Source organism: Streptomyces sp. NPDC002838 (assembly GCF_040295365.1).
GTDB lineage: Bacteria > Actinomycetota > Actinomycetes > Streptomycetales > Streptomycetaceae > Streptomyces.
Genome location: NZ_JBEOVF010000022.1, coordinates 1 through 24,269, shown reverse-complemented (window position 1 = coordinate 24,269; position 24,269 = coordinate 1). Strand labels below are relative to the sequence as shown.

At 69.1% G+C, this 24,269-nt stretch carries 23 protein-coding genes, 1 tRNA gene and 1 pseudogene; 10 read left to right on the top strand and 15 right to left on the bottom strand.

The window, feature by feature from the left end; genetic code table 11:
* Positions 1-27: 27 nt before the first annotated feature.
* A complete protein-coding gene (locus ABT063_RS26165; protein WP_351060948.1) occupies positions 28-1,161 on the top strand; it encodes an acyl-CoA dehydrogenase family protein in 1,134 nt (377 codons plus the stop codon).
* 47 nt (positions 1,162-1,208) lie between these two features.
* Here the strand turns inward: ABT063_RS26165 and ABT063_RS26160 are convergent, their stop codons facing one another.
* From ABT063_RS26160 to ABT063_RS26135, 6 genes are all read right to left on the bottom strand, one after another.
* A complete protein-coding gene (locus ABT063_RS26160; RefSeq protein WP_351061302.1) occupies positions 1,209-1,538 on the bottom strand; it encodes a rhodanese-like domain-containing protein in 330 nt (109 codons plus the stop codon).
* Positions 1,539-1,612: 74 nt separating this feature from the next.
* Entirely contained in the window at positions 1,613-2,455 is an 843-nt protein-coding gene (locus ABT063_RS26155) for a J domain-containing protein (protein WP_502990890.1), read from the bottom strand.
* A gap of 104 nt (positions 2,456-2,559) precedes the next feature.
* The gene (locus tag ABT063_RS26150) at positions 2,560-3,999 is read right to left on the bottom strand and encodes a DUF2252 domain-containing protein (protein ID WP_351060945.1); all 1,440 of its coding nucleotides are present in this window, start codon (positions 3,997-3,999) and stop codon (positions 2,560-2,562) included.
* A 158-nt stretch (positions 4,000-4,157) separates the two neighbouring features.
* On the bottom strand, positions 4,158-4,991 hold the full coding sequence (locus tag ABT063_RS26145; RefSeq protein ID WP_351060942.1) for a TrmH family RNA methyltransferase: 834 nt from the start codon (positions 4,989-4,991) through the stop codon (positions 4,158-4,160).
* 78 nt (positions 4,992-5,069) lie between these two features.
* Positions 5,070-5,813 carry an rRNA methyltransferase gene (locus ABT063_RS26140; protein ID WP_351060939.1) on the bottom strand — a complete coding sequence of 248 codons (744 nt, stop codon included), beginning with the start codon at positions 5,811-5,813 and terminating at the stop codon, positions 5,070-5,072.
* Positions 5,814-5,952: 139 nt separating this feature from the next.
* Positions 5,953-6,039 (bottom strand) — tRNA-Leu (locus ABT063_RS26135).
* Between the two features lie 522 nt (positions 6,040-6,561).
* On the opposite strand from ABT063_RS26135, the gene ABT063_RS26130 reads away from it, so the two are divergent.
* The 6 genes from ABT063_RS26130 (at position 6,562) to pknB (ending at position 14,739) form a co-directional block, all read left to right on the top strand.
* Positions 6,562-7,446, top strand: coding sequence for an FHA domain-containing protein (locus ABT063_RS26130; protein WP_351060936.1), 885 nt, complete (start codon positions 6,562-6,564; stop codon positions 7,444-7,446).
* A 10-nt stretch (positions 7,447-7,456) separates the two neighbouring features.
* Positions 7,457-7,969 carry an FHA domain-containing protein FhaB/FipA gene (locus ABT063_RS26125; RefSeq protein ID WP_351060933.1) on the top strand — a complete coding sequence of 171 codons (513 nt, stop codon included), beginning with the start codon at positions 7,457-7,459 and terminating at the stop codon, positions 7,967-7,969.
* 90 nt (positions 7,970-8,059) lie between these two features.
* A complete protein-coding gene (locus ABT063_RS26120; protein WP_351061298.1) occupies positions 8,060-9,619 on the top strand; it encodes a Stp1/IreP family PP2C-type Ser/Thr phosphatase in 1,560 nt (519 codons plus the stop codon).
* Between the two features lie 27 nt (positions 9,620-9,646).
* Complete coding sequence (locus ABT063_RS26115) at positions 9,647-11,083, top strand: FtsW/RodA/SpoVE family cell cycle protein (RefSeq protein WP_351060930.1); 1,437 nt, start codon at positions 9,647-9,649, stop codon at positions 11,081-11,083.
* Positions 11,080-12,558 (top strand): peptidoglycan D,D-transpeptidase FtsI family protein, encoded by a 1,479-nt coding sequence (locus ABT063_RS26110; RefSeq protein ID WP_351060927.1) that lies wholly within the window; start codon positions 11,080-11,082, stop codon positions 12,556-12,558. The genes ABT063_RS26115 and ABT063_RS26110 overlap by 4 nt, the downstream gene beginning before the upstream one ends.
* 171 nt (positions 12,559-12,729) lie before the next feature.
* Positions 12,730-14,739 carry a Stk1 family PASTA domain-containing Ser/Thr kinase gene (pknB, locus tag ABT063_RS26105; protein WP_351060924.1) on the top strand — a complete coding sequence of 670 codons (2,010 nt, stop codon included), beginning with the start codon at positions 12,730-12,732 and terminating at the stop codon, positions 14,737-14,739.
* Between the two features lie 401 nt (positions 14,740-15,140).
* Here pknB and ABT063_RS26100 read toward each other — a convergent pair.
* Positions 15,141-15,383, bottom strand: a pseudogene (locus ABT063_RS26100) (sortase domain-containing protein); the annotation flags it as partial.
* 241 nt (positions 15,384-15,624) lie between these two features.
* Between ABT063_RS26100 and ABT063_RS26095 the strand changes: the two are divergent.
* Positions 15,625-15,864, top strand: a complete 240-nt coding sequence (locus ABT063_RS26095) for a hypothetical protein (RefSeq protein WP_351060921.1) — start codon at positions 15,625-15,627, stop codon at positions 15,862-15,864.
* 707 nt (positions 15,865-16,571) lie between these two features.
* Here the strand turns inward: ABT063_RS26095 and ABT063_RS26090 are convergent.
* From ABT063_RS26090 to ABT063_RS26065, 6 genes are read right to left on the bottom strand one after another with little or no spacing between them, the layout of a single operon-like run.
* A complete protein-coding gene (locus tag ABT063_RS26090; RefSeq protein ID WP_351060918.1) occupies positions 16,572-17,318 on the bottom strand; it encodes a class E sortase in 747 nt (248 codons plus the stop codon).
* A gap of 13 nt (positions 17,319-17,331) precedes the next feature.
* The gene (locus ABT063_RS26085; RefSeq protein ID WP_351060915.1) at positions 17,332-18,474 is read right to left on the bottom strand and encodes a class E sortase; all 1,143 of its coding nucleotides are present in this window, start codon (positions 18,472-18,474) and stop codon (positions 17,332-17,334) included.
* Positions 18,471-19,109, bottom strand: coding sequence for an aminodeoxychorismate/anthranilate synthase component II (locus ABT063_RS26080; RefSeq protein ID WP_351060912.1), 639 nt, complete (start codon positions 19,107-19,109; stop codon positions 18,471-18,473). Before ABT063_RS26080 ends, ABT063_RS26085 begins: the two co-directional genes overlap by 4 nt.
* Entirely contained in the window at positions 19,106-19,267 is a 162-nt protein-coding gene (locus tag ABT063_RS26075; RefSeq protein ID WP_172629235.1) for a hypothetical protein, read from the bottom strand. The genes ABT063_RS26080 and ABT063_RS26075 overlap by 4 nt, the downstream gene beginning before the upstream one ends.
* A 52-nt stretch (positions 19,268-19,319) precedes the next feature.
* On the bottom strand, positions 19,320-20,024 hold the full coding sequence (locus ABT063_RS26070) for a class E sortase (RefSeq protein ID WP_351060908.1): 705 nt from the start codon (positions 20,022-20,024) through the stop codon (positions 19,320-19,322).
* A 19-nt stretch (positions 20,025-20,043) separates the two neighbouring features.
* Positions 20,044-20,823: a DUF881 domain-containing protein gene (locus ABT063_RS26065; RefSeq protein WP_351060905.1), complete on the bottom strand. Its 780-nt coding sequence runs from the start codon at positions 20,821-20,823 to the stop codon at positions 20,044-20,046.
* Between the two features lie 142 nt (positions 20,824-20,965).
* Here ABT063_RS26065 and crgA point away from each other — a divergent pair, with 142 nt between their 5' ends.
* A complete protein-coding gene (crgA, locus tag ABT063_RS26060; protein WP_351060902.1) occupies positions 20,966-21,220 on the top strand; it encodes a cell division protein CrgA in 255 nt (84 codons plus the stop codon).
* Positions 21,221-21,497: 277 nt separating this feature from the next.
* Here the strand turns inward: crgA and ABT063_RS26055 are convergent, their stop codons facing one another.
* Both ABT063_RS26055 and ABT063_RS26050 read right to left on the bottom strand, forming a co-directional pair.
* Entirely contained in the window at positions 21,498-22,385 is an 888-nt protein-coding gene (locus ABT063_RS26055; RefSeq protein ID WP_351060899.1) for a rhomboid family intramembrane serine protease, read from the bottom strand.
* A 129-nt stretch (positions 22,386-22,514) separates the two neighbouring features.
* Positions 22,515-23,048 carry a peptidylprolyl isomerase gene (locus tag ABT063_RS26050; RefSeq protein WP_351060896.1) on the bottom strand — a complete coding sequence of 178 codons (534 nt, stop codon included), beginning with the start codon at positions 23,046-23,048 and terminating at the stop codon, positions 22,515-22,517.
* Positions 23,049-23,411: 363 nt separating this feature from the next.
* On the opposite strand from ABT063_RS26050, the gene ABT063_RS26045 reads away from it, so the two are divergent.
* Positions 23,412-24,125, top strand: coding sequence for a DUF5324 family protein (locus ABT063_RS26045; protein WP_351060893.1), 714 nt, complete (start codon positions 23,412-23,414; stop codon positions 24,123-24,125).
* Positions 24,126-24,269: the final 144 nt, after the last annotated feature.

Below are 24,269 nucleotides of genomic sequence, written 5' to 3'. Positions count from 1 at the left end.
AGCTGACCCGCCGGGAGGGCAGGGACCGTGGACTTCACCTTCACCGAGGAGCAGCAGGCGGCGGCCGAGGCGGCACGGGGGGTGTTCGCCGGGGTCGCCCCGGACGCGGTGCCCAGTCCGGCCCTCACCGCGGGCGCCGTCGCCGACGACTTCGACCGTGCGCTGTGGGCCAGGCTCGCCGACGCGGACCTGCTGGGCCTGCTGTCGGCCCCGGAGTACGGCGGGGCGGGACTGGACGCCATCGCGCTGTGCCTGGTGCTGCGCGAGGCGGCGACGGTGCTGGCGCGGGTGCCGCTGCTGGAGAGCAGCGCGGCCCTGGCCGCCGTACAGGCCTTCGGTGGCGAGGAGTTGAAGTCGGCTCTGCTGGCCCGGGCGGGCCGTGGGGAGGTCGTGCTGACCGTCGCCGCGAGCGGCCGCACCGGTCACGACCCCGCCGAACTCGCCGTGACCGCACGGCAGGAGGGGGACGTATGGGTGCTGGACGGGGTGCAGACGGCCGTTCCCTGGGCGCACAACGCCGACTTCGTGGTCGTACCCGCGCACACGGCCGCCGACCGGACCCTGCTCGCCCCGGTCCCCCGGATCCACGAGGGCGTCGAGCTCGACGAACAGATCTCCACCACCGGCGAGCGGCTCGGCGAACTGCGCCTGGACGGCGTACGGATCGCGGACCGGGACGTCATCGACGCCGACGGCGCGTGGGAGTGGCTGCGTGATCTGCTGACCACCGGGACATGTGCGCTGGCGCTCGGTCTCGGTGAGCGGGTCCTGCGGATGACAAGCGACTACGCCAGCAAGCGGGAGCAGTTCGGGTTCCCGGTCGCCACCTTCCAGGCCGTCGCCGTCCAGGCCGCCGACCGCTACATCGACCTGCGGGCCATGGAGGCCACGCTCTGGCAGGCCGCGTGGCGGATCGGCTCGGGAGCCCAGGGCGCGCTGCCCGCCTCCGGTGATGTGGCGGTCGCCAAGGTCTGGGCCTCGGAAGGCGTACGGCGGGTCGTGCAGACCGCGCAGCATCTGCACGGCGGGTTCGGCGCCGACGTCGAGTACCCCCTGCACCGCTACCACGCCTGGGCCAAGCACCTGGAACTGTCCCTCGGCCCGGCGGCGGCCCACGAGGAGGCCCTGGGCGACCTGCTGGCAGCCCATCCACTCGGTTGACCGCCCGGCGGACGGCGAATCCTGCAGGACCTCCCCCGGCTGGGGTCCTAGAGGACGTGCCCCGGGTCTCCCGCGTCGGTCACGACGGGACGGCCCGCGGCCGCCCAGACCTGCATGCCGCCGTCGACGTTCACGGCGTCGACGCCCTGCTGGACGAGGTACATCGCGACCTGGGCCGAACGCCCGCCGGAGCGGCAGATCACATGGACCCGCCCGTCCTGCGGCGCCTCCTCGGTCAGCTCGCCGTACCGGGCCACGAACTCGCTGATGGGAATGTGCAGCGCCCCCGCGGCGTGACCCGCCTGCCACTCGTCGTCCTCGCGGACGTCCAGCAGGAAGTCGCCGTCCTTGAGGTCCGTGACCTCGACCGTGGGCACACCAGCTCCGAAATGCATGTACCCGACGCTACCCGACACACCGGCCGACCAGCCCGGTCGGCCCGGCCGGATCGCTACCCGAGCAGCTCCGACAGCTCCGCCTCGCGCTCGGTGAGCTGGGCCAGCAGTTGTTCGGCGACCTCGTCCAGGAGACGGTCGGGGTCGTCCGGGGCCATCCGGAGCATCGAGCCGATCGCGCTCTCCTCCAGTTCCCGGGCGACGACGCTGAGCAGCTCCTTGCGCCGGGCGAGCCATTCGAGGCGGGCGTAGAGCTCCTCGCTGGGGGTCGGCCCCTGCTCCGGGGGCTTCGGCCCGGCGGCCCACTCCTCGGCCAGCTCCCGCAGCAGCGCCTCGTCGCCCTGGGCGTAGGCGCCGTTGACCCGGGTGATGAACTCCTCGCGCCGCCCCCGTTCGGTCTCGTCCTGCGCCAGGTCAGGGTGGGCCTTGCGGGCCAGCTCGCGGTAGAGCTTGCGGGCCTCGTCGCTCGGGCGCACGCGTTGCGGGGGCCGTACCGGCTGATCGTTGAGCATCGCCGCGGCCTCCGGGAACAGCCCCTGGCCATCCATCCAGCCGTGGAACAGCTCCTCGACACCGGGCATCGGCATGACCCGGGCCCGCGCCTCGTCCGCCTTGCGCAGGTCCTCGGGATCACCGGTGCGGGCGGCCCGGGCCTCGGCGATCCGGGCGTCCAGCTCGTCGAGCCGTGCGTACATCGGGCCGAGCTTCTGGTGGTGCAGCCGCTCGAAGTTCTCGACCTCGATACGGAAGGTCTCCACCGCGATCTCGTACTCGATGAGTGCCTGCTCGGCGGCCCGCACGGCCCGCTCCAGCCGCTCCTCGGGCCGGGGCACACCGCCCTCCGGCGTCACCCGGCCCTCACCGGCGACACCACCCTGCTCAGCTTCCGGGGTCGTCACCCGACCAGCGTAGGCCACGACCGACGGGGACCTCCGCGCACACCGGCCTCGCCCTGATCACCCTGGGCGCCCGCCTGCCGTATCCCGGGCTCCCCGGCTCCCGCTCACACCCCCGTCTCCGCCGCGACCCGCCCCGCCCGCACCGCCGCCAGCAGCTCAGCGTGGTCCGCCTCGGTCCGGTCGGCGTAGGCGACGGCGAATGTGGCGATCGCCTCGTCCAGTTCCTCGTTCTTGCCGCAGTACCCGGCGATCAGGCGCGGGTCGGCGCTGTGGGCGTGGGCGCGGGCCAGGAGCGCGCCCGTCATCCGGCCGTAGTCGTCCATCTGGTCGGCGGCCAGGGCCGCGGGGTCGACGCTGCCCTTGCGGTTGCGGAACTGCCGCACCTGGAAGGGCCGCCCGTCGACCGACGTCCAGCCCAGCAGGATGTCGCTGACCACCTGCATGCGCTTCTGGCCCATGACCACCCGCCGGCCCTCGTGCGCCACCTCGGGCGCCTCGAACCCGGCGCTCACCAGATGCGGCACCAGCACCGAGGGGCGGGCCTCCTTGACCTGGAGGACGAGCGGTTCGCCCCGGTGGTCCAGGAGCAGCACGACGTACGACCGCGTACCGACGCTGCCCGTGCCGACGACGCGGAACGCCACGTCGTGCACCGCGTGGCGGGCCAGCAGCGGAAGGCGGTCCTCGGAGAGCGAGGTCAGGTACTCCTCCAGGGACGCGGCCACCGTCGCGGCCTCGGCGTCCGCGACGCGCCGCAGCACCGGCGGGGCGTCGACGAAGCGGCGCCCGCCGTCCTCGGTCGACTCGGTCGACTTCGCCGCGAAGCGCCCGCTGGTGTTGGCCCGCGCCTTCTCGGAGACCCGCTCCAGCGTGCCGAGCAGGTCGTGGGCGTCGGTGTGGGAGACGAGCTCCTCGTCCGCGATGGCGTTCCACGCGTCGAGGACCGGGAGCCTGGCGAGCAGCCGCATGGTGCGGCGGTAGGCGCCCACCGCGTCGTGCGCCGCCCTGCGGCAGGTGTCCTCGTCCGCGCCCGCCTCGCGCCCGGCGAGCACGAGCGAGGCGGCGAGCCGCTTGAGGTCCCACTCCCAGGGGCCGTGGACCGTCTCGTCGAAGTCGTTCAGATCGATGACCAGGCCGCCGCGCGCGTCGGCGTACAGGCCGAAGTTGGCGGCGTGGGCGTCGCCGCAGATCTGGGCGCGGATCCTGGTCATGGGGGTGCGCGCCAGGTCGTACGCCATGAGGCCCGCCGCACCGCGCAGGAAGGCGAACGGCGTGGCCGCCATCCTGCCCACCCGTATCGGTTTGAGCTCGGGAATCCGGCCGCGGCTGGACTCCTCGACCGCGCTCACGGCGTCGGGCCGGCCGCCGTCCAGGTCGAGGGTGGCGTGCGCGCCGCGCGGGACCTGGCGCCGCAGCGCCTTGCCCTCCTCCTTGGGCGTCCCCCGAGTCGGCCACTCGGCGAAACCCCGCACCCGAGGCATCCGGCGCGTGCCGCCTTCCGCCCCCGCCGTCTCCGCGGCCGTCTCAGCACCGGCCTGGGTCATTCCGACCGCCTCCCCCGCACACGCACGAACATCAACTCGTGCCGACCGTACAGCCGGTCACGGAAACGCGTCAGACCCTGTGGACAACTCCACACCTGTGGACAACGCGGCTGGACGTCAGCACACGAGACGGACCACCACCCTCGCCCTGCGCGCCGTCAGCGCCCGTCGGCACGCGCCCCGCCCCTGAACCCCCGCTGACGTGCCGCCTCATACAGCGCCACGGTCCCCGCGGCCGCCGCGTTCAGGGAACTGGCCGCGCCCCCGATCGGAATCCGCACCGTCTCGTCGCACAGCGCACGCCAGGACGCGCTCATCCCGGACGTCTCATTGCCGATCACGAGCAGCACCGGGCCGGTCAGGTCCACCTCGGTGACGTCCCGTTCACCGTGCTCGTCGGTGCCCAGGATCCGCACCGGCAGGCCGCCCTCGCGCAGCCCTTCGGCCCAGTCCGCGACCGTACGCGGAGCGGGCACCCTGACCGTCGGCACGGCGAAGACCGACCCCGTGCTGGCGCGCAGCGCCTTGGGGTCGTACACGTCCGCCGCGTGACCGCACACGATCAGCCCCGACGCCCCGAACGCGTCGGCGGAGCGGATGAGCGTCCCGATGTTGCCGGGTGTGGTCGGACGGTCGAAGACCACGCCCAGGAAGTCGGGCTCGGGGGCGAGGCGGTCCAGGTCGTCCGGGGGCAGCTCGGCGACGACGAGGAGCTCGGGCGTGGCCTCGTCCTTTCCGCCCAGCTCGCGCAGCAGACCGGAGTCCATCTTCACCCGCTGCACGTCCCGGCCGACCCGGCGCAGCGTCTCCCGCGCCCACTGCGACAGCTCGCGGTCGGCCGAGTACAGGACGGCACGCAGCGACCAGCCGTGGTCCAGGGCCAGGGTGATGGGACGCACGCCCTGGACGACGAACTCGCCGGCGCGCTGTCGCTTCGTACGGTTGCCGAGGAGCGCCTCCCACTGCTGGAAGCGGGCGTTGCGGGTACTCACCCGAAGCGTCGCGGGCGTGCTACCCACTGGGTGCCCCTCTCTGGAATGGACCGTCGTGTTCGGCAAGGTTAGGCAACGTCAGGCGTCCCGCACCGCCGAAGCCCTGACCAGCACCGCCGAGCGCGTTCCGATCTTCAGCCGTTCCAGCGGCCGTACCGGTGCGACGGGGATCTTGCGGGCGCGGTCGGTCACGGCGATGACGGCGTGCGGCGGCAGCACCGACGCGAGCGACCGCAGCATCCCCGTCACCGGCTCACCGGGCACCTCACCCGCCCACTGGGTCCGCTCCCCGTACGGCAGGTCCGTCACCACCAGGTCGGGCGGCGATCCGGAGACGACCCGGGCCAGCGCCTCGGCATCGAAGACGTCCGCAGTCCCCACAGTGCAGGGCAGCCCGCCGCCGTCCGCGGTCAGGCGCTCGCGCAGCCTCCGGGCCGCGTCGGCCGCCTCCAGGTACGAGGGCTTCGCGAACCGTTCGCTCTGCTCGCGCCGCTCCCGCTCGCGCGCGGCCAGCCCCTCCGGCGTGAGCAGGGCCAGGTTCTTGCGGGCCAGCCCGACCGGCTCCGGATCCACGTCGGAGGCGATCACCCGCCGCAGCGAACGGCGCTGGAGCAGCCCGAGCACCGTCACCAGGTAACCGCTGCCGCAGCAGGGGTCCCAGAGGGTCACCGGACCGTCGTCCGGTAGGTGGTCCAGGCCCCGCAGGAAGATCTCGACGGCCAGCCGCACGGGAAAGGCGGGGTACCCCGGGGCGGAGTGCAGGACCACTCCGCAGGCGAGGTCGGTACTGTCCACCCGCTCCGTGGCGTGACGGTAGGGCACCTGCTTCCTCTCCCCGGGCCTCTCGGACCGTACGACAGCCTGAGACGTTCCTCACAGAACGCAAGCGTCAGAATCAACCGTGAGAAAGATCCACACAGCAGAACGGGCGGCATCGTGATCACGATGCCGCCCGTCCCGTTGGTGCGCGAGGGGGGAGTTGAACCCCCACGCCCTTGCGGGCACTGGAACCTGAATCCAGCGCGTCTGCCTATTCCGCCACCCGCGCATTGGGTGTGTCTTCGGGCCCAAACCCCTTGGGGTTGCTGCCCTCCGACACCCAGAACATTAGCACGCTAGAAGGGGTGGATTCACATCCCTTCCGCCCGGGCAGCCGCCGACCAGCACACTCGGTATCTCCCCCCACCGTCCCCCCGCCGGCCCGCCCCGATCGTCTCCCACCAACCCGCCTGCCCCCCTGCTACGTATCAACGTGTGCCGGTTCACGTATCAACCTCGTACCGGTCCGGCCCGTCTCCCCAGGAGCCGGTCGGGGTCCACAGCCCGGTGCGGGACACTTGTCTGCGGCCGCCTCTACGATCCTTGGCAAGGACGAGTCCGCGAGAGGAGTTCGAAGGGGACATCCGGAGGGAACCTCGGAGGCGTCGACACCCGTCGACCGGGCCGACAGGGGGAACCAGCCGATTTACCGGCGCGTGGATACGATCAGTAAGCAGTACCAGCAGTACGAAGCAAGGCAGTGCCCGCTCAGCGGGACACAGGACGGAAGCAGCTACGGAGGAGGTGCCCCATGGGAGTCCTGAAGAAGTTCGAGCAGCGTCTCGAAGGTCTGGTCAACGGCACCTTCGCCAAGGTGTTCAAGTCCGAGGTCCAGCCCGTGGAGATCGCGGGAGCGCTCCAGCGCGAGTGCGACAACAACGCGACCATCTGGAACCGCGACCGGACGGTCGTACCCAATGACTTCATCGTGGAGCTGAGCACGCCGGACTTCGAGCGGCTCAGCCCCTACTCCGGCCAGCTCGGCGACGAGCTCGCCGGCATGGTGCGCGACTACGCCAAGCAGCAGCGCTACACCTTCATGGGCGCCATCAAGGTCCACCTGGAGAAGGCGGACGACCTCGACACCGGCCTGTACCGGGTGCGCAGCCGTACGCTCGCCTCCTCCACCAACCAGCAGGCCTCGCCCCCGGCCCCCTCGGCCCCGGCCGGACGTCCGGGTCCCGCCGCCCCCGGTGCCCCCGGCGGCTACGGCTACCCGCCGGCCGCCGCGCCCGCGGGCGCCCCGCCGATGCCGGCCGCGCCGCCGCCGGGCGGCCGTCCCGGCGGTTACGGCTACCCGCAGCCCGCGAGTGGACAGCGGCCCCCGGCCGCACCCGCGCCCGCCGCCGGCGGTCGCACCCGCTACTGGATCGAGATCAACGGCACCCGCCATCAGATCTCCCGCGCGACGCTCGTGCTGGGCCGCAGCACCGAAGCCGACGTGCGGATCGACGACCCCGGCGTCTCCCGCCGGCACTGCGAGATCCGGACCGGAACGCCCTCGACGATCCAGGATCTCGGTTCCACCAACGGCATCGTGGTGGACGGGCAGCACACCACCCGCGCTACGCTCCGCGACGGCTCGCGGATCGTCGTGGGCAGCAGCACCATCATTTACCGGCAAGCCGAAGGGTGAAGCGGGGGCAATGTCAGAGCTGACCCTCACGGTCATGCGGCTGGGTTTCCTGGCCGTACTGTGGCTGTTCGTGATCGTGGCCGTGCAGGTCATCCGCAGCGATCTGTTCGGTACCCGCGTCACGCAGCGCGGTTCGCGACGGGAGAGCGGACGGCAGCAGCAGGCCGCCCGCCAGGCCGCGCCCCCGCAGCAGCGCCAGCAGGCCGCGGGCGGCCGACAGCGGCGCAACGCCCCCACCAAGCTGGTGGTGACGGAGGGCACACTCACCGGCACCACCGTCGCGCTCCAGGGCCAGACCATCACGCTGGGCCGGGCGCACGACAGCACCATCGTGCTGGACGACGACTACGCCTCCAGCCGTCATGCCAGGATCTATCCGGACCGCGACGGCCAGTGGATCGTCGAGGACCTGGGCTCCACCAACGGCACGTACCTCGACCGAACGCGGCTGACGACCCCCACACCCATTGCGCTGGGCGCGCCGATCCGCATCGGCAAGACCGTCATCGAGCTGCGGAAGTAGTACGACAATGAGCGAGCGGAGCGAGCACGCAGCGGCGGCCCTCACCCCGGGCCCCGGCGCGCTCCCGACCGGAGGGTGGGCACCGTGCGGATGTACCCGGAGCCGACGGGCGAGGTGCGCATGAGTCTGTCACTGCGCTTCGCCGCCGGATCGCACAAAGGCATGATCCGGGAAGGCAACGAGGACTCCGGGTACGCCGGTCCGCGCCTGCTCGCCATCGCCGACGGCATGGGCGGCGCGGCGGCCGGCGAGGTCGCCTCCTCCGAGGCCATCTCCACCATCGTCGCGCTCGACGACGACGTCCCCGGCTCCGACATCCTCACCTCGCTCGGTACGGCCGTACAGCGCGCCAACGACCAGCTGCGCGCCATGGTCGAGGAGGACCCGCAGCTGGAGGGCATGGGCACCACGCTCACCGCCCTCCTGTGGACCGGCCAGCGCCTCGGCCTCGTGCACGTCGGCGACTCGCGCGCCTACCTGCTCCGCGACGGCGTCCTGACCCAGATCACACAGGACCACACCTGGGTCCAGCGCCTGGTCGACGAGGGACGCATCACCGAAGAGGAAGCCACCACCCACCCGCAGCGCTCCCTGCTGATGCGCGCGCTGGGCAGCGGCGACCACGTCGAGCCCGACCTCTCCATCCGCGAGGTCCGCGCCGGCGACCGCTACCTGATCTGCTCCGACGGGCTGTCCGGGGTCGTGTCCCACCAGACCCTCGAAGACACCCTCGCCAGCTACCAGGGCCCCCAGGAGACCGTGCAGGAGCTGATCCAGCTCGCGCTGCGCGGCGGCGGCCCCGACAACATCACGGTCATCATCGCCGACGTCCTCGACCTCGACACCGGGGACACCCTCGCCGGACAGCTGTCCGACACCCCGGTCGTGGTCGGCGCGGTCGCCGAGAACCAGCACCAGCTGCACGACAACGGCATCATGCAGACCCCGGCCGGCCGCGCCTCCGGACTCGGCCGCCAGGGCCACGGACAGGGCGGCGGCGAGTTCGGCCCGCCCGGCTCCGGCGACACCACCGGCTACATCCCCGCGGGCAGCTTCGGCGACTACGGCGACGACGACTTCGTCAAACCCCGCAAGGGCCGCAAGTGGCTGAAGAGATCCTTCTACACCGCCCTCGCCCTCGCCGTCGTGGGCGGCGGTCTGTACGGCGGCTGGCGCTGGACGCAGACGCAGTACTACGTCGGCGCCAACGGCGAGCACGTCGCCCTGTACCGGGGCATCAGCCAGGACCTCGCCTGGGTCTCGCTGTCGAAGGTGCAGAAGGACCACCCCGAGATCGAACTCAAGTACCTGCCGACGTACATGCAGAAGCAGGTCAAGGCGACGATCGCCGAGGGCGGGCTGAAGGACGCCCAGTCCAAGATCTCCGAGCTGTCGGTCCAGGCCTCCGCATGCAAGAAGGAGGTCGAACGGCAGTCGGCCGAGAGCGAGAAGAACGCCCGGACCGGCGAGGGCGAAGCCGGCGGCACCACGGGAACCACACCTGCCTCATTGACGTCCAAGGCCACACCGACGCCGAACCCATCGGCGCCGAACTCGCCCGACCCGTCCACGACCGCGCCCACTCCCAGCCCCGGCCCCAGCCTCTCCGACCAGGAGCAGAAGGTCGTCTCGCTGTGCGACAAGCAGTAGCCAAGCCGTGAGAGGCCCTGTCACACGATGAGCAGTACTACCAACCCACCGACGCACCACACGTCCACCATCGGCGCGATCGGCGCACCGAGCCGCCGCAACACCGAGCTCGCTCTGCTGGTGTTCGCTGTGGTGATTCCGGTGTTCGCCTATGCCAACGTGGGGCTGGCCATCCATGACGAGGTGCCGGCCGGCCTGCTGAGCTACGGCCTGGGCCTCGGCCTGCTGGCCGCCGTCGGCCATCTGGTCGTACGCAAGTTCGCCCCCTATGCCGACCCCCTGCTCCTGCCGATCGCCACGCTCCTCAACGGCCTCGGTCTGGTGCTCATCTGGCGCCTCGACCAGTCGCAGCGGCTCCAGCAGCTCGCCGAGCGGCTGTACGACTCCTTCACCCCCTCCGCCCCCAGGCAGCTGCTGTACTCCGCCATCGGCATCGCGCTCTTCGTCGCCGTCCTGGTGCTGCTCAAGGACCACCGCATCCTGCAGCGCTACACGTACATCTCGATGGTCGCCGCCATCGTCCTGCTCCTCCTGCCCCTCGTCCCCGGCATCGGCGCCAACGTGTTCGGCGCCAAGATCTGGATCAACATCGCCGGGTTCTCCATCCAGCCGGGCGAGTTCGCGAAGATCGTCATCGCCGTCTTCTTCTCCGGCTACCTCATGGTGAAACGGGACGCGCTCGCCCTCGCCAGCCGCCGCTTCCTGGGCCTGTACCTGCCGCGCGGCCGCGACCTCGGCCCGATCCTCACCCTCTGGGCCCTCAGCCTGCTGATCCTCATCTTCGAGAACGACCTCGGCTCATCCCTGCTGTTCTTCGGCATGTTCGTGATCATGCTGTACGTCGCCACCGAGCGGACCAGCTGGATCGTCATCGGCCTGCTGATGTCCGCCGGCGGCGCGGTCGTCGTCTCCACCTTCGCCAGCCAGGTCCAGGTCCGTGTCAACGCCTGGCTGGACCCCTTCGGCTGCTACGAAACCTCCGGCGCCTGCGAGCAGATCGGTCAGTCGATCATGTCCTTCGGCTCCGGTGGCGTCCTCGGTACCGGTCTCGGACAGGGCAACTCCGACCTCATCGGCTTCGCCGCCAACTCCGACTTCATCTTCGCCACCGTCGGCGAGGAGCTCGGCCTGGCCGGCGTCATGGCGTTCCTGCTGCTGTACGGCCTGATCATCGAGCGGGGCATCCGTACGGCCCTGGCCGCCCGCGATCCCTTCGGCAAACTGTTCGCGACCGGCCTCTCCGGCGCCTTCGCCCTGCAGATCTTCGTCGTCGCCGGCGGCGTCATGGGTCTCATCCCGCTCACCGGTATGACGATGCCGTTCCTGGCCTCCGGCGGCTCCTCCGTGATCGCCAACTGGGCCCTCATCGGCATCCTCATCCGCATCAGCGACACCGCCCGCCGCCCCGCGCCGGCCCCCGCCAGCAACCCCGACGCCGAGATGACCCAGGTGGTCCGCCCGTGAACAAGCCCCTGCGCCGGATCGCGCTCTTCTGCGGTCTCCTCGTCCTCGCCCTGCTCATCCGCGACAACTGGCTCCAGTACGTCCAGGCCGACGCCCTGCAGAAGAACGAGAACAACCGCCGCATCTCCATCGAGCGCTACGCACAGCCGCGCGGCGACATCATCGTCGACGGAAAGTCGATCACCGGGTCCAAGGAGACCTCGTCCAGCGACTTCAAGTACAAGCGCACCTACAAGGACGGCCCCATGTGGGCGCCCGTCACCGGGTACGCCTCGCAGGCCTTCGGCGCCAACCAGCTGGAGTCCATCGAAGACGGCGTCCTCACCGGCAACGACGACCGGCTCTTCTTCCGCAACACCCTCGACATGATCACCGGTAAGGAGAAGGAGGGCGGCAACGTCGTCACCACCCTCAACTCCGCCGCGCAGAAGGCCGCGTACGACGGCCTCAAGGAGCGCGGCAAGGGCGCCGTGGTGGCTCTCGAACCGAAGACCGGCAAGATCCTGGCCCTGGCCTCGTACCCGTCGTACGACCCCTCGTCGTTCGCCGGAAACTCCACCACCACCGACACCAAGGCCTGGCAGAAACTCCAGAAGGCGAACGACCCGAACGACCCGATGCTGAACCGGGCGCTGCGCGAGGTGTACCCGCCGGGATCGACCTTCAAGGTCGTCACCGCGGCCGCCGCCCTGGAGAACGGCCTGTACGACGGCGCGGACGTGAAGACCAACTCGCCGCTGCCGTGGACCATGCCGGGCACCACGACCGAGCTGAAGAACGAGGGGAACATCCCCTGCAAGAACGCCACGCTCCGGGTCGCCCTGCAGTACTCCTGCAACACCGTCTTCGGCAAGGTCGGCTCCGACCTCGGCAACGACAAGATGCTGGCGGAGGCCAAGAAGTTCGGCTTCACCGAGGAGCAGTTCACGCCGGTCCGCTCCAGCGCCTCGGTCTTCTCCGAGGGCATGAACCAGTCGCAGACCGCACTGTCCTCCATCGGCCAGTACAACACCGCCACGACCCCGCTGCAGATGGCCATGGTCGCCTCGGCCGTCGCCAACGACGGCACGCTGATGAAGCCGTACATGGTCGACAAGCTCCAGGCCCCGAGCCTCGACACCATCGAGCAGACCGAGCCGGAAGAGCTGAGCCAGCCGCTGTCCTCGAAGAACGCCCAGATCCTGCAGTCGATGATGGAGACGGTCGTCAAGGACGGAACCGGCAAGAACGCGCAGATCGGCGGCGATGTCACGGTGGGCGGCAAGACCGGTACCGCCCAGCACGGCGAGAACAACAGCAAGAACCCCTACGCCTGGTTCATCTCGTATGCCAAGCTCAGCGACGGCAGCGCGCCGGTCGCCGTGGCCGTGGTGGTCGAGGACGAGAACGCCGTCCGGGACGACATCTCCGGCGGTGGCCTCGCGGCGCCCATCGCGAAGAGCGTGATGGAGGCGGTCATCAACAGCAAGAAGTGAGAGCCCCGTCACGTCGCCTTCACATCGGTGCACGTTGCGATACCGGTCCTGTATCGGGTTGCGGGCTTGGCCAGGTCATACAAAGCGAGCCGGGTACGGTAGGCCCGGACGGCAGCCTCCGACCCGCACGAGCGTGCGGATCGGGACCGACGGAGAGGGCTGGTAGGAAGCATGGAAGAGCCGCGTCGCCTCGGCGGCCGGTACGAGCTGGGCCATGTGCTCGGTCGTGGTGGCATGGCCGAGGTCTACCTCGGCCATGACACTCGCCTCGGCCGCACCGTGGCGGTGAAGACGCTGCGCGCGGACCTCGCGCGCGACCCGTCCTTCCAGGCCCGGTTCCGCCGGGAGGCCCAGTCGGCCGCCTCGCTCAACCATCCCGCGATCGTCGCGGTCTACGACACGGGCGAGGACTACATCGACGGGGTCTCGATCCCGTACATCGTCATGGAGTACGTAGACGGCTCCACGCTGCGCGAACTCCTGCACTCCGGCCGCAAACTGCTGCCGGAGCGCGCCATGGAGATGACCATCGGCATCCTCCAGGGCCTGGAGTACGCCCACCGCAACGGCATCGTCCACCGCGACATCAAGCCGGCCAACGTCATGCTGACGCGCAACGGCCAGGTCAAGGTGATGGACTTCGGCATCGCCCGCGCCATGGGCGACTCCGGCATGACGATGACGCAGACGGCCGCGGTCATCGGAACCGCCCAGTACCTCTCCCCGGAGCAGGCGAAGGGCGAGCAGGTCGACGCGCGATCGGACCTCTACTCGACGGGCTGCCTGCTCTACGAGCTCCTGACGGTCCGCCCGCCGTTCGTCGGCGACTCCCCGGTCGCGGTCGCGTACCAGCACGTACGGGAAGAGGCGCAGGCTCCCTCCGTCTTCGACCCCGAGATCACGCCGGAAATGGACGCCATCGTCCTCAGGGCGCTGGTCAAGGACCCGAACTACCGCTACCAGTCCGCGGACGAGATGCGCGCCGACATCGAGGCCTGCCTCGACGGCCAGCCGGTCGCGGCCACGGCCGCGATGGGCTCCGTGGGCTACGGCGGCTACCCCGACGACCAGCCGACGACGGCCCTGCGCGCCGACGCGGGCGGCGCCGCGGCCACGACGATGCTGCCCCCGATGAACCCGGACGAGGGCGGCTTCGGCTACGACGACCGCCCCGACCGGCGCCGCCAGAACAAGTCGAACACCTCGACGATATTGCTGGTCGTGGCAGGCATCCTGGTACTGGTCGGTGCGGTGCTGATCGGTAGGTGGATCTTCGCGGGTAACGGGGTGACCGACAACACGGTTCCGGTGCCCAGCCTCGTCGGCCAGACTCAAACCGATGCCAAGGCGCTGTTGACCAACAGCGACCTCAAGCTGGGATCAGTCACGCAGAAGCCCTGCGAGGAGCAGCCCAAGGGCAGAATCTGCTCGACGGATCCGACCAAGGGCACCAAGGTCGACAAGAACTCCACCGTCAACCTCGTGGTCTCGACCGGCGCTCCGAAGGTGACCGTGCCGGACGTCCAGGGCCTGTCCTACGAGAAGGCGAAGTCCCAGCTCGAGGACAAGGGCTTCGAGGTCGACCAGAAGACGCAGGAGTCGGATCGGGAGCCGGGCGTTGTGATCGGTCAGGATCCCGAGGGCGACACGGAGCAGGAGAAGGGCTCCACGATCACCCTCACCGTGGCCAAGGCCCCGGAGAGGTCCACCGTGCCCGACGTGGCCGGCAAGACCTGCGACGAGGCCAAGGCACAGATGACGGCCAACGAACTGGTCGGCAACTGCGTCGATGTGGAAACCGACGACCAGTCCCTGGTGGGCAAGGTCATCGCGACCGACCCACAGGCGGGCACTCAGGTCGCCAAGAACCAGACGGTGACCATCCAGATCGGCAAGGCCGCGCAGAAGGCACAGGTCCCGAGCGTCATCGGGCAGACCGTGGGCCAGGCCAAGCAGACCCTCAACGCGCAGGGCTTCACCAACATCCAGTTCGCCGACGGCAGCGACCAGAGCGACAACGCGTTCGTGCAGCAGCAGGACCCGCAGCCGGGCACCGAGGTCGACGACCCGGCTGGCACACAGATCACGCTGACAACCATCGGCGTGGGCAACAACGGCGGGAACAACGGCGGGAACAACGGCGGCGGCTTCTTCGGCGGTGTCGCGGGCCAGGAGGACTGACCATCTCCAAACGCGGGATGGCAGTCACTGCGCCTCTGACGTAACGAGCCCCTGGCACCTTTTCAGAAGGTGCCAGGGGCTCGTCCTTTTGCGTGCCAAGGAACCTGTCCGCAAAGAAATTGCGGGACATCCTTTAGTTCTAGCCCGTCTATCGTCCTGCAAGAACCGGACCGGCCGCTGACTCATCGAGCGCCACGTGCAGAATTTCGCCGGCACGGTCGGCAGACGGTGAACCGTGCGAATTGGGGGCGTAAAGCGCCGAGCGCGCCTTAAAGCTCTGGCCGTGCCATAGAAGAGCACTAAAGCCGCTAGAGCTAGTTGCGGCTTCGGGCCTCCGTCATGCTAGGGCACTGAGTTGCTGGAAATGCGGAAATAACGCAGTCAGCGCAGTTCCTTCGGCGGCGTCCACTCCCCGTCCACACCGGCGTGCACGTCGTCAGCGTGATGTAGCGGCCCGCCTTCTTCTTGCCGGACTCCTTGGGGATCGCCGACAGCACCTTGACGTTGTACTTCGAGGTCTCCGGAAGCGTCGCGTAGACCTTGTAGACGTACCACTCGTCCTTCGTCTCGAAGACGATCGGGTCGCCCTTCTTCAGCTTGTCGATGTTGTGGAACGCCGCGCCGTGGCCGTCGCGGTGCTCCGCGCCTGCGCCCCCACACAAGCCCGGGAGCGCAGGCATGTGCGCACTATTCGGGCCGCAATCGGCGATTGCACGTTCTGCCCTCGGTGAACTTGAGCGGCATGGGCATGTCGGCCGGATTTCAACAGCTCCCGTGCCTGCGGTCGAAGACGCCAGCCTCATGCGCACCGGCCCAGACGACGCCAGCCGGCGAGCGGTTTGTATCGCTGATCGAGCCCCCCCATCAGCGCTGTCCGCCTGCTGAGTGACCTTTTCGACGCAGACCAATTCGTCCCAAGCCGTGTACCAATACCGGCTCGTATCGCAGTTGCGCGACAGCGTGCTGGACCGCACGGACGTACTCGACAGAGTCAAGGCGCTGTCGCTGCTGCCGGACGGGATGCATGTGACGACGGCGATGGTGGCGGCGTATTTCGAGGTGGGTCTCGAAGCCATCAAGTCCCTCGTCAAGGACCACCGAGCTGAGCTGGCGGCAAACGGCTAGCGTCTGCCAGCCGGAGACGAACTGAGGTCCTTCAAGAACCTCAGTGGGATCCGGGACAGCGAAGTCGCACGTCAGGTGCGTGTCTACCTCCTGGACATGGAGTACGTGGCGCGGACACAGCCTGTGGAAAACCCTGTCCCCACGGACGTCATCTCGCTGGACGACCGCATCGACCAGCGCATCACCCACATCCTCGGCAAGAGGGTCGTACCGATGTTCAACGCGCTGATCGAAACGTCGGGCGACCATCGCAGGGAGCTGATCGCTCTACGGGCAGGAGTCCAGCGAATCGAGCATCGGCTCCGCCAGCACCAGGCCCGGCTGCAGAGGCTGCAGACCCCTCAAGACGAGCAGCCCCGCGCCGGAGTCATGGCAGCCATGGACGCCATGAGCGGCCGCAAGTTCGAGGAACAATCGCCACACTGCTGCGCCGCGACGGCTGCACCGACGTCGTCGTGCGTGGTGGCCGCGGAGACCGAGGCGTCGACATCACCGCACTCACGGCCGACGGACGGCGCTGGTGGCCCAGTGCAAAAGGTTCGCGCCCTACCTCTCCATCACCAGCCCCGACGTCCAGAAGTTCATCGGGGCGGCCAAGGTTCTGCACTGCGCGGAAGTGGCCCTCTTCGTGGCAACGTGGGAAGGAAGTTGCGGCTTCGGGCCTTGGCCATGTTAGCGACTGAGCCCCCACAAGGAGCTCAGTCACCTCACAGCAGCTCCTTCGGCGGCGTCCGCTCCCCGTCCACATCGTCCACCCGCACCAGCTCCCCCCACACGATGTACCGATACTTGGACGTGTACACCGGCGTGCAGGTCGTCAGCGTGATGTAGTGGCCCGCCTTCTTCTTGCCGGACTCCTTGGGGATCGCCGACAGGACCTTGACGTTGTACTTCGAGGTCTCCGGAAGGGCCGCGTAGACCTTGTAGACGTACCACTTGTCCTTCGTCTCGAAGACGATCGGGTCGCCCTTCTTCAGCTTGTCGATGTTGTGGAACGCCGCGCCGTGGCCGTCGCGGTGCGCGGCGAGGGAGAAGTTGCCGGTCTTGCCGCTGGTCGGGAGCGTGGCCTTGACCGGGTCCGTGTAGTAGCCGGCCACGCCGTCGTTGAGGATCTTCGCCGAGGTGCCCTTCTCGACCAGGACCTCGCCGCTCTTCATCGCGGGGACATGCAGGAAGCCGATGCCGTCCTTGGTGTCCAGCGCGCCGGGACCGGTGTCCTCCTGGGCCCAGGTGTCGCGGACCTTGTCGCCCTGCTGGTCCGCCTTGCGGTCGGCGAGGACGTTCGTCCACCACAGCGAGTAGACGACGAACAGGCCGAGCACGAGGCCCGCCGTGATGAGGAGTTCACCGAAGACACTGACCGCCATGGCGATCCGGCCCATGCCACGGCGGCGCGGTGCGGGCGCCTGTCCGGGCGTGTCGGTGTGCTCTTGGTGCTCGGTGGTCGATGCCACTGGTCATCTGCCCTTAACTGACGAGCGCATCCGGCTTGCCCTTGCTGCGCGGCCGTTCCTCAACCATCTTGCCCCAGACGATCAACCGGTACTTGCTGGTGAACTCCGGCGTGCAGGTGGTGAGGGTGATGTAGCGGCCCGGTTCGGTGAAGCCCGATCCCGGCGGGACGGGGTCCAGCACACTCGTGTTGCTCGGGGACGTCACCGGCAGCATCGACGCCATCTTGTAGACGAAGTACTCGTTCTGCGTCTCTACGACGATCGCGTCGCCCGCCTTGAGCCTGTTGATGTACCGGAATGGTTCACCATGCGTGTTGCGGTGGCCCGCGAGCCCGAAGTTGCCGGTCTTGGCGTCGGGCATCGCCGTCTTCAGCGCGCCCTCGCCGTAGTGGCCGACCATGCCCCGGTCGAGCACCTTCTTGTTGCTGATGCCCTCCGCGATCGGCACCACCACGTCCAGCTTCGGAATGTGCAGAAGGGCGAAACCCTGCCCCGGCTGGAAGGTGCCCGGGTTCCGCTTGCCGTTCGCCCAGTCGTCCTGGAGGCTGCTGGCCGCCTTGTCCGCCTGCGCATGCGCCCGGACGTTCGTCCACCACAGCTGGTAGGTGACGAACAGCAGCATCAGCACACCGGTGGTGATGAACACCTCACCGATCGCCCGGCTGGCGACGACGGCCGCGCCGGGCTTGCGCGCCCGCGCCTGCCGACGGGCCTCCAGGCGGGACAGGGGCTTGCCGTCCTCCGCCGACTCGGCGGAGGACACCTGGGGCTCCGACGCACCCCCATGGCGCCCATGACGCCGCTTGGCGGCCTTTCTGCGGGCCGCACGGCCACCCGCGGTCCCTCCAGTGGCGGAGGTGACGGATGAGGCGTCAGAGGCGGACCCAGCCGATATCGACTCGCCGGCGGCTCCGCGCGTCGGCGGATCGGGGACCCGCAGGGCGACGGTCTCCTCGTCGGGCGGCGGTACGTACGGTTCGGCCGCGCCCATGTCGTACGACGCGGACGCGCTGACGTACCAGTCCCCGAGCACGCCGGAGGCCTCGTACGGCTGCTGCCCGTACGAGGTCCCCTGATCGCCGGTGTCGCCCGGCGAGTCCGTGAAGGACTCCCCGTAGGCGGCGCCGGACTCGCGCTCCGGGCGCAGGGCGGTCACGCCGTGGCCCTGCCCACCACCGGGGCGAGCCCCGCCGACCTCGCCACCGCGCCCTGGTCGCCGCACTCCACCAGCCAGTTGGCCAGCATCCGGTGGCCGTGCTCCGTCAGCACCGACTCGGGGTGGAACTGCACGCCCTCGACGGGCAGCTCACGGTGGCGCAGGCCCATGATGATGCCGTCGTGCGTCCGCGCGGTCACCTCGAGGTCGGCCGGGACCGTCGCCGGCTCGGCCGCCAGCGAGTGGTACCGGGTCGCCGTGAAGGGCGAGGGCAGCCCGGCGAAGACGCCTTTGCCCTCGTGCTCGACCAGCGAGGTCTTGCCGTGCAGCAGCTCGGGGGCACGGTCCACGACACCGCCGTACGCCACCTGCATGGACTGCATGCCGAGGCAGACACCGAAGACGGGGACGCCGGTGGCGGCGCAGTGGCGCACCATCTCGACGCAGACGCCCGCCTCCTCCGGGGTGCCGGGTCCCGGCGACAGCAGGACGCCGTCGAAGCCGTCCTGGGCGTGCCCCGTCGACACCTCGTCGTTGCGCAGCACCTCGCACTCGGCGCCCAGCTGGTACAGGTACTGGACCAGGTTGAAGACGAAGCTGTCGTAGTTGTCGACGACGAGAATCCGCGCACTCACTGGTTGTCCACCGTCACATCGTTGAAGGGAAGCAGCGGTTCTGCCCACGGAAAGACGTACTGGAAGAGGACGTAGACCACAGCTGCGACCAGCACGAGTGAGATGAGCGCCTTCACCCAGGCGTTCCCCGGCAGATGCCGCCAGATAAAGCCGTACATGCCGTCCCTTCCGTCGCACCACGGCACCAGACTCACGCCGTACCGCACCAGACTAACGGCGCAGGGCCGGTGGTTTCCCTGCCTCCACAGGCTGTGTGGAGTCCAGATGCGCCCAGACGATCAGCCGGTGGCTGTGCCCCCACTCCGGATCGCATGTGGTCAGCGTGAGGTAGCGGCCCGAACGGGTGTACCCGGACTTACGTGGCACAGGGTCGATCACCTCAATGTCCGAGGGCACGGTTTTGTAAGGACCTTTGTCGATCCGGTACGTGAACCAGGTCGTCCCGTCCGTCAGCACCACCGCGTCACCGCGGCGCAGCTCGGGGAAGTCCTTGAAGGGGTCGCCGTACGTGCGCCGATGGCCGGCGACCGCGAAATTGCCCTTCTGCCCGAGCTGCGCGGTGTGCGCGTAGTGGCCGAGGCCCTTCTTCAGGGTGCTGGTGGCGGTGTTCTCGAGGACCGGCTTGTTCCACGTGAAACCAAGACGCGGAATGTACATGATCGCGAAGGGCTTGCCGCTCTCGTACGGCGCCGGCTTCGGCGGCTCGGCGTGGGCGCCGGGCTGCCTGGCGGGGTCGGCCGAGGTCGTGGGCCGCACGGCCCCCTGCGACCACTGGTCCTGTAACTGGTCGATCTGGTCGTCCATGACGTGGTCGGCCTTCACGCCGGTCCAGAACAGCACATAGACGACGAACAGCACGATCAGGGCGCCGACGGTGATGCACAGTTCGCTGACGGACCTGATGACGACACGCACCGGCGGCTCCTGAGAGGCCTCACTCCACGGGCTTGGCGTACTGCAGATCCACTGTGCCCGAGTAGCCGGGAAGAGTCACCGTCCCGTCCTCCTCGACTTTCCAGCCGAGCCCGTAGACGTTGACGAACACCATGTAGGTCTGGATCGCCTCAGAGGCGGTGAGCGCCTTCCGCAGCTTCTCCGGGTCCCCGACCGCCGTGATCTTGTACGGCGGCGAGTACACGCGGCCCTGGAGGATCAGGGTGTTGCCCACGCAGCGCACCGCGCTGGTGGAGATCAGCCGCTGGTCCATGACCTTGATGCCCCGGGCGCCGCCCTGCCACAGGGCGTTCACCACCGCCTGGAGGTCCTGCTGGTGGATGACCAGGTAGTCGGGCTCCGGCTCGGGGTAGCCGGGCAGCTTGGCGGTGGCGCCCGGCGGGGCGTCGTCGAGCGTGACCGTGAGCGCCTCGCCGGTGAGCTTCTGCGTGCCGGCGTTCTTCTCCAGGGCGTCCAGCTTGTCGTCCTCGGCCTTGGTGCTGCCGTCGTCCCGCTCGGCGAGCGACTCGATGTCGTGGCGCAGCGAGGCGTTGGACTCGCCGAGCTCACCGTTGTTGCGGCTGCGCTCCTGGATGAGATCCGACAGCTTCAGCAAGGACGTGTCCGTGCGGATGTTGGTGCCCTTGGCCGTGTTGAAGCTGGTGAAGAAGATGAGCCCCGCGAGAGCGAAGACTGCTGCCGTGAGCACCCGCACGGGCCGGAAACGACGCGGGCGGGCGGGACTGGATCCAGTCCCGGGGGAGTCGGCAGAATTGCTCAACGTACCCTTATCTCCTTCGGCGCCACGGAAGCACTACGCTAACGGACGCCCGGGGGAGCGCTAAGTGTCCCCTTGTACGCCGCCCCGGAGCCCGCCCCAGTTCCCTGCGCGGTCACGCAGCGCATCGACAGGAGAGACCCTCGTGCCGAAGTCACGTATCCGCAAGAAGGCCGACTACACGCCGCCCCCGGCGAAGCAGGCGACCACCATCAAGCTGACCAGCCGGTCCTGGGTCGCACCGGTCATGCTGGCCATGTTCCTCATCGGCCTCGCCTGGATCGTGGTCTTTTACGTGACCGACGGTTCGCTGCCCATCGACAAGCTGGACAACTGGAACATCGTGGTGGGCTTCGGCTTCATCGCCGCCGGATTCGGTGTCTCCACCCAGTGGAAGTAAGGGCCACCGGCCGGTGAAAACAGCTCTGCCCAGGGCTATCCACTGAGTTATCCACAGCGGTTTTCCACATGGGGAAAAGAAAGACGATCTGTGGATAACTCATCGGGTGTTGACGCCGGTATGACTGACTGACCGGCAACCGAAAGCCTGTTCGCCCCCTGCCTGACCTGCGGAAACGCGAGTCAGCGACAGGGGGCACAGCTGTTCCCGCACGGTATGCACAGGATCCGACACCCGCTGTGGACAACGACCCTGCTCACCTGCGCAAAAGGAATGCTCAGGCGAGCTGAGCGGTCCTCAGCAATGTCATGCCCACGACCACCACCAGGACCAGCGCACAGGTCCCGTACTGGATCAGTGCCCGCCGCTCACGCGGGGCGTGGACCATCGCGTAGCCAGTGACGAGACCGGCGACGAGACCGCCGATGTGGGCCTGCCAGGAGATGTTGAAGCCGGGGTTGAAGGTAAAGATCAGGTTGATCACCAGCAGGGCGATGATCGGCCGCAGATCGTAGTTGAGGCGGCGCATGAGGACGCCTGTCGCGCCGAACAGGCCGAAGATGGCACCGGAGGCGCCGAGGGTGGCAGTGGTCGGGGACGTGAGCAGATACGCCAGGGCGCTGCCCGCGAGGCCCGAGACCAAGTAGAGCGCGAGATAACGCGCGCGGCCGAGGGCCGCTTCGAGAGGACCGCCGAGCCACCACAGGCTCAGCATGTTGAACGCGATGTGCCAGATTTCCTGATGTGTGAACATCGAGGTCAGCAGGCGGTACCACTCGCCGCCCGCGACGCCCTCGGTGGGCACGAAGGGCGCCGGCGGCCAGGCGCCGATGAGGACCAGGTCGTTCAGCAGCGACGAATTCGCCCGGACGGCGATGAACACCGCGAGGTTGATCCCGAGGAGGATCTTGGTGAGCAGACGCGGGTCTGCGGCGATGGTGCCGCCCGCGATGGTGCGGGGCTGGGACGCGGTGGGTGCGTGCCCGGTGCCGGAGCCACTGCGGACGCAGTCGGGGCACTGGAAGCCGACGGAAGCGCTGACCATGCACTCGGGACAGATCGGCCGCTCGCAGCGGGTGCAGCGAATGCCGGTCTCGCGGTCCGGGTGCCGATAGCAGCCCGGCAGGCTCTGCGCGTCCTGCGAACTGCCTGCCGCCTGGTCCATGACATCCCCTCATCCCTCGTACGCACATGCACCGCCCCGCCCATCCTTACGGATGAGCGGGGCGATTGGTTCCCTTCGCGCAGGCCTTCGCGCTGGCCGGGGCGGCCTTGGCCGCGGATCCCGGGGGTCTCAGCCCGCGCGGGTCTCGACGACGACCGACTCGATGACGATGTCGTTGACCGGTCGGTCGTTGGGGCGGGTGGTCTGGACAGCGGCGATGGCGTCCACGACCTTCTGGCTGGCCGGGTCGGTGACCTCGCCGAAGATGGTGTGCTTGCGGTTCAGCCAGGCCGTCGGGGCGACGGTGATGAAGAACTGCGAGCCGTTGGTACCCGGACCGGCGTTGGCCATGGCCAGCAGGTAGGGCTTGTTGAAGGACAGGTCCGGGTGGAACTCGTCCTCGAACTCGTAGCCCGGGCCGCCGATGCCGGTGCCCAGCGGGTCGCCGCCCTGGATCATGAAGCCGCTGATCACACGGTGGAAGATCGTGCCGTCGTAGAGCTTCTTGGTGGACTTCTCTCCGGTGGCCGGGTGGGTCCACTCCCGCTCGCCCTGTGCGAGCTCGACGAAGTTCCGGACCGTCTTCGGGGCGTGGTTCGGCAGGAGCCGGACGTCGATGTCGCCGTGGTTGGTCTTCAGGGTGGCGTAGAGCTGCTCGGCCACGATCTGCCTTCCGTTGTCATTCTGTGCCCCTCCGATCCTTGCATGGTTCGCTCCGCACGTCGCCCGGCACCCACCCGGGAGCCGGGGTTCAACGGTTTTGCGCGCAGAAATCCGGTCCAGTAGCCCCGGGCCGGGGGCGCGGAGCGTCGATCCGTGGCATTGTCGACGACAAGCTCCTGTTGCCCTGGATTCATCCGCTATTGCACGTGATTGGATCTTGAGCATTTCTTGATCGGAGATGGTCCGGAGTCAGCAGCCATGACCCGGATGCCCGCCCTCACATGCCCCCGGGCCCGTTGGCAGGCATGATCCGTAAAAGGGTGGAAAGTCGAAATACCGTACGCCACCGAGGAGGAGGAACCCGTGACCCGCATCGACAGCGTGCGCGCCGCGACCGGCTCGGCGAAGGACAGCGTGCTGCACGCCGCGGAAGTGGTGGCGCCCTACGCCGACACGGCCAAGGACAGGGCCACGCACTACACACACGAGGCACGCGTACGGCTCGCGCCGAAGGTGTCGCAGGCGGCCGAACAGGCCCGAGTCCAGTACGGCGCTCATCTCGCGCCGCGTCTGGAACAGGCCCGTTCGCAGGCTCGCTCGCATGTGCCGCCGAAGGTCGACCAGGCCGCCCACGAGGCTGCCACGCGTACCCGCAAGGCCGCTCGGCAAGCCGCCGATTACTCCCGGCCGAGGCTCGAGCAGGCGGTGGCCGCGGCCGGACCCGTCAAGGGCGAGGCCGCCGCACGCAGTGCCGCCGTACTGGCTGCCCTACGGGGCCAGGTCTCGCCCAAGGAGATCCAGAAGCTCGTCCGCCGACATGAGCGGCGGGCGCGGGCCGGCCGGCTAGCCAAGGCGCTGGCGGTCGCGGGCATCGTCGCGGGCGGCGCTTTCGCCGCCTGGAAGTGGTGGGACAAGCAGGCCAACCCTGACTGGTTGGTCGAGCCGCCCGCCGCGACGGAGGTGCCGGAATCGAGTCGGCTGACCTCCGTGGACGGCAGCGGCCAGTCCGTGCTCGACCCCGAGGTGCAGGCCAAGGAGGCCGAGGAGGAGGCCGCGAACCGCGACGAAGGCCACTGATGGGCTGACGACGAGTGCCGCTGATTCACGGCGGGATCGTGGTGGCCCGGCCGGCCGGTCGGCGTGCCGTGGGGCAGGAGATGACCAGTGCGGAGACCGAGGTGGCCAAGCGGATCCTGGACTTCAGCACGGGTGTCGTCTTCG

Coding starts and splice junctions, on each gene's coding strand:
- ABT063_RS26150 (WP_351060945.1), bottom strand. CDS start 3,999: ATGACCCAGGCCGGTGCTGAGACGGCCGCGGAGACGGCGGGGGCGGAA.
- ABT063_RS26130 (WP_351060936.1), top strand. CDS start 6,562: ATGGGAGTCCTGAAGAAGTTCGAGCAGCGTCTCGAAGGTCTGGTCAAC.
- ABT063_RS26125 (WP_351060933.1), top strand. CDS start 7,457: ATGTCAGAGCTGACCCTCACGGTCATGCGGCTGGGTTTCCTGGCCGTA.
- ABT063_RS26120 (WP_351061298.1), top strand. CDS start 8,060: ATGTACCCGGAGCCGACGGGCGAGGTGCGCATGAGTCTGTCACTGCGC.
- ABT063_RS26115 (WP_351060930.1), top strand. CDS start 9,647: ATGAGCAGTACTACCAACCCACCGACGCACCACACGTCCACCATCGGC.
- pknB (WP_351060924.1), top strand. CDS start 12,730: ATGGAAGAGCCGCGTCGCCTCGGCGGCCGGTACGAGCTGGGCCATGTG.
- ABT063_RS26075 (WP_172629235.1), bottom strand. CDS start 19,267: ATGTACGGCTTTATCTGGCGGCATCTGCCGGGGAACGCCTGGGTGAAG.
- ABT063_RS26055 (WP_351060899.1), bottom strand. CDS start 22,385: ATGGACCAGGCGGCAGGCAGTTCGCAGGACGCGCAGAGCCTGCCGGGC.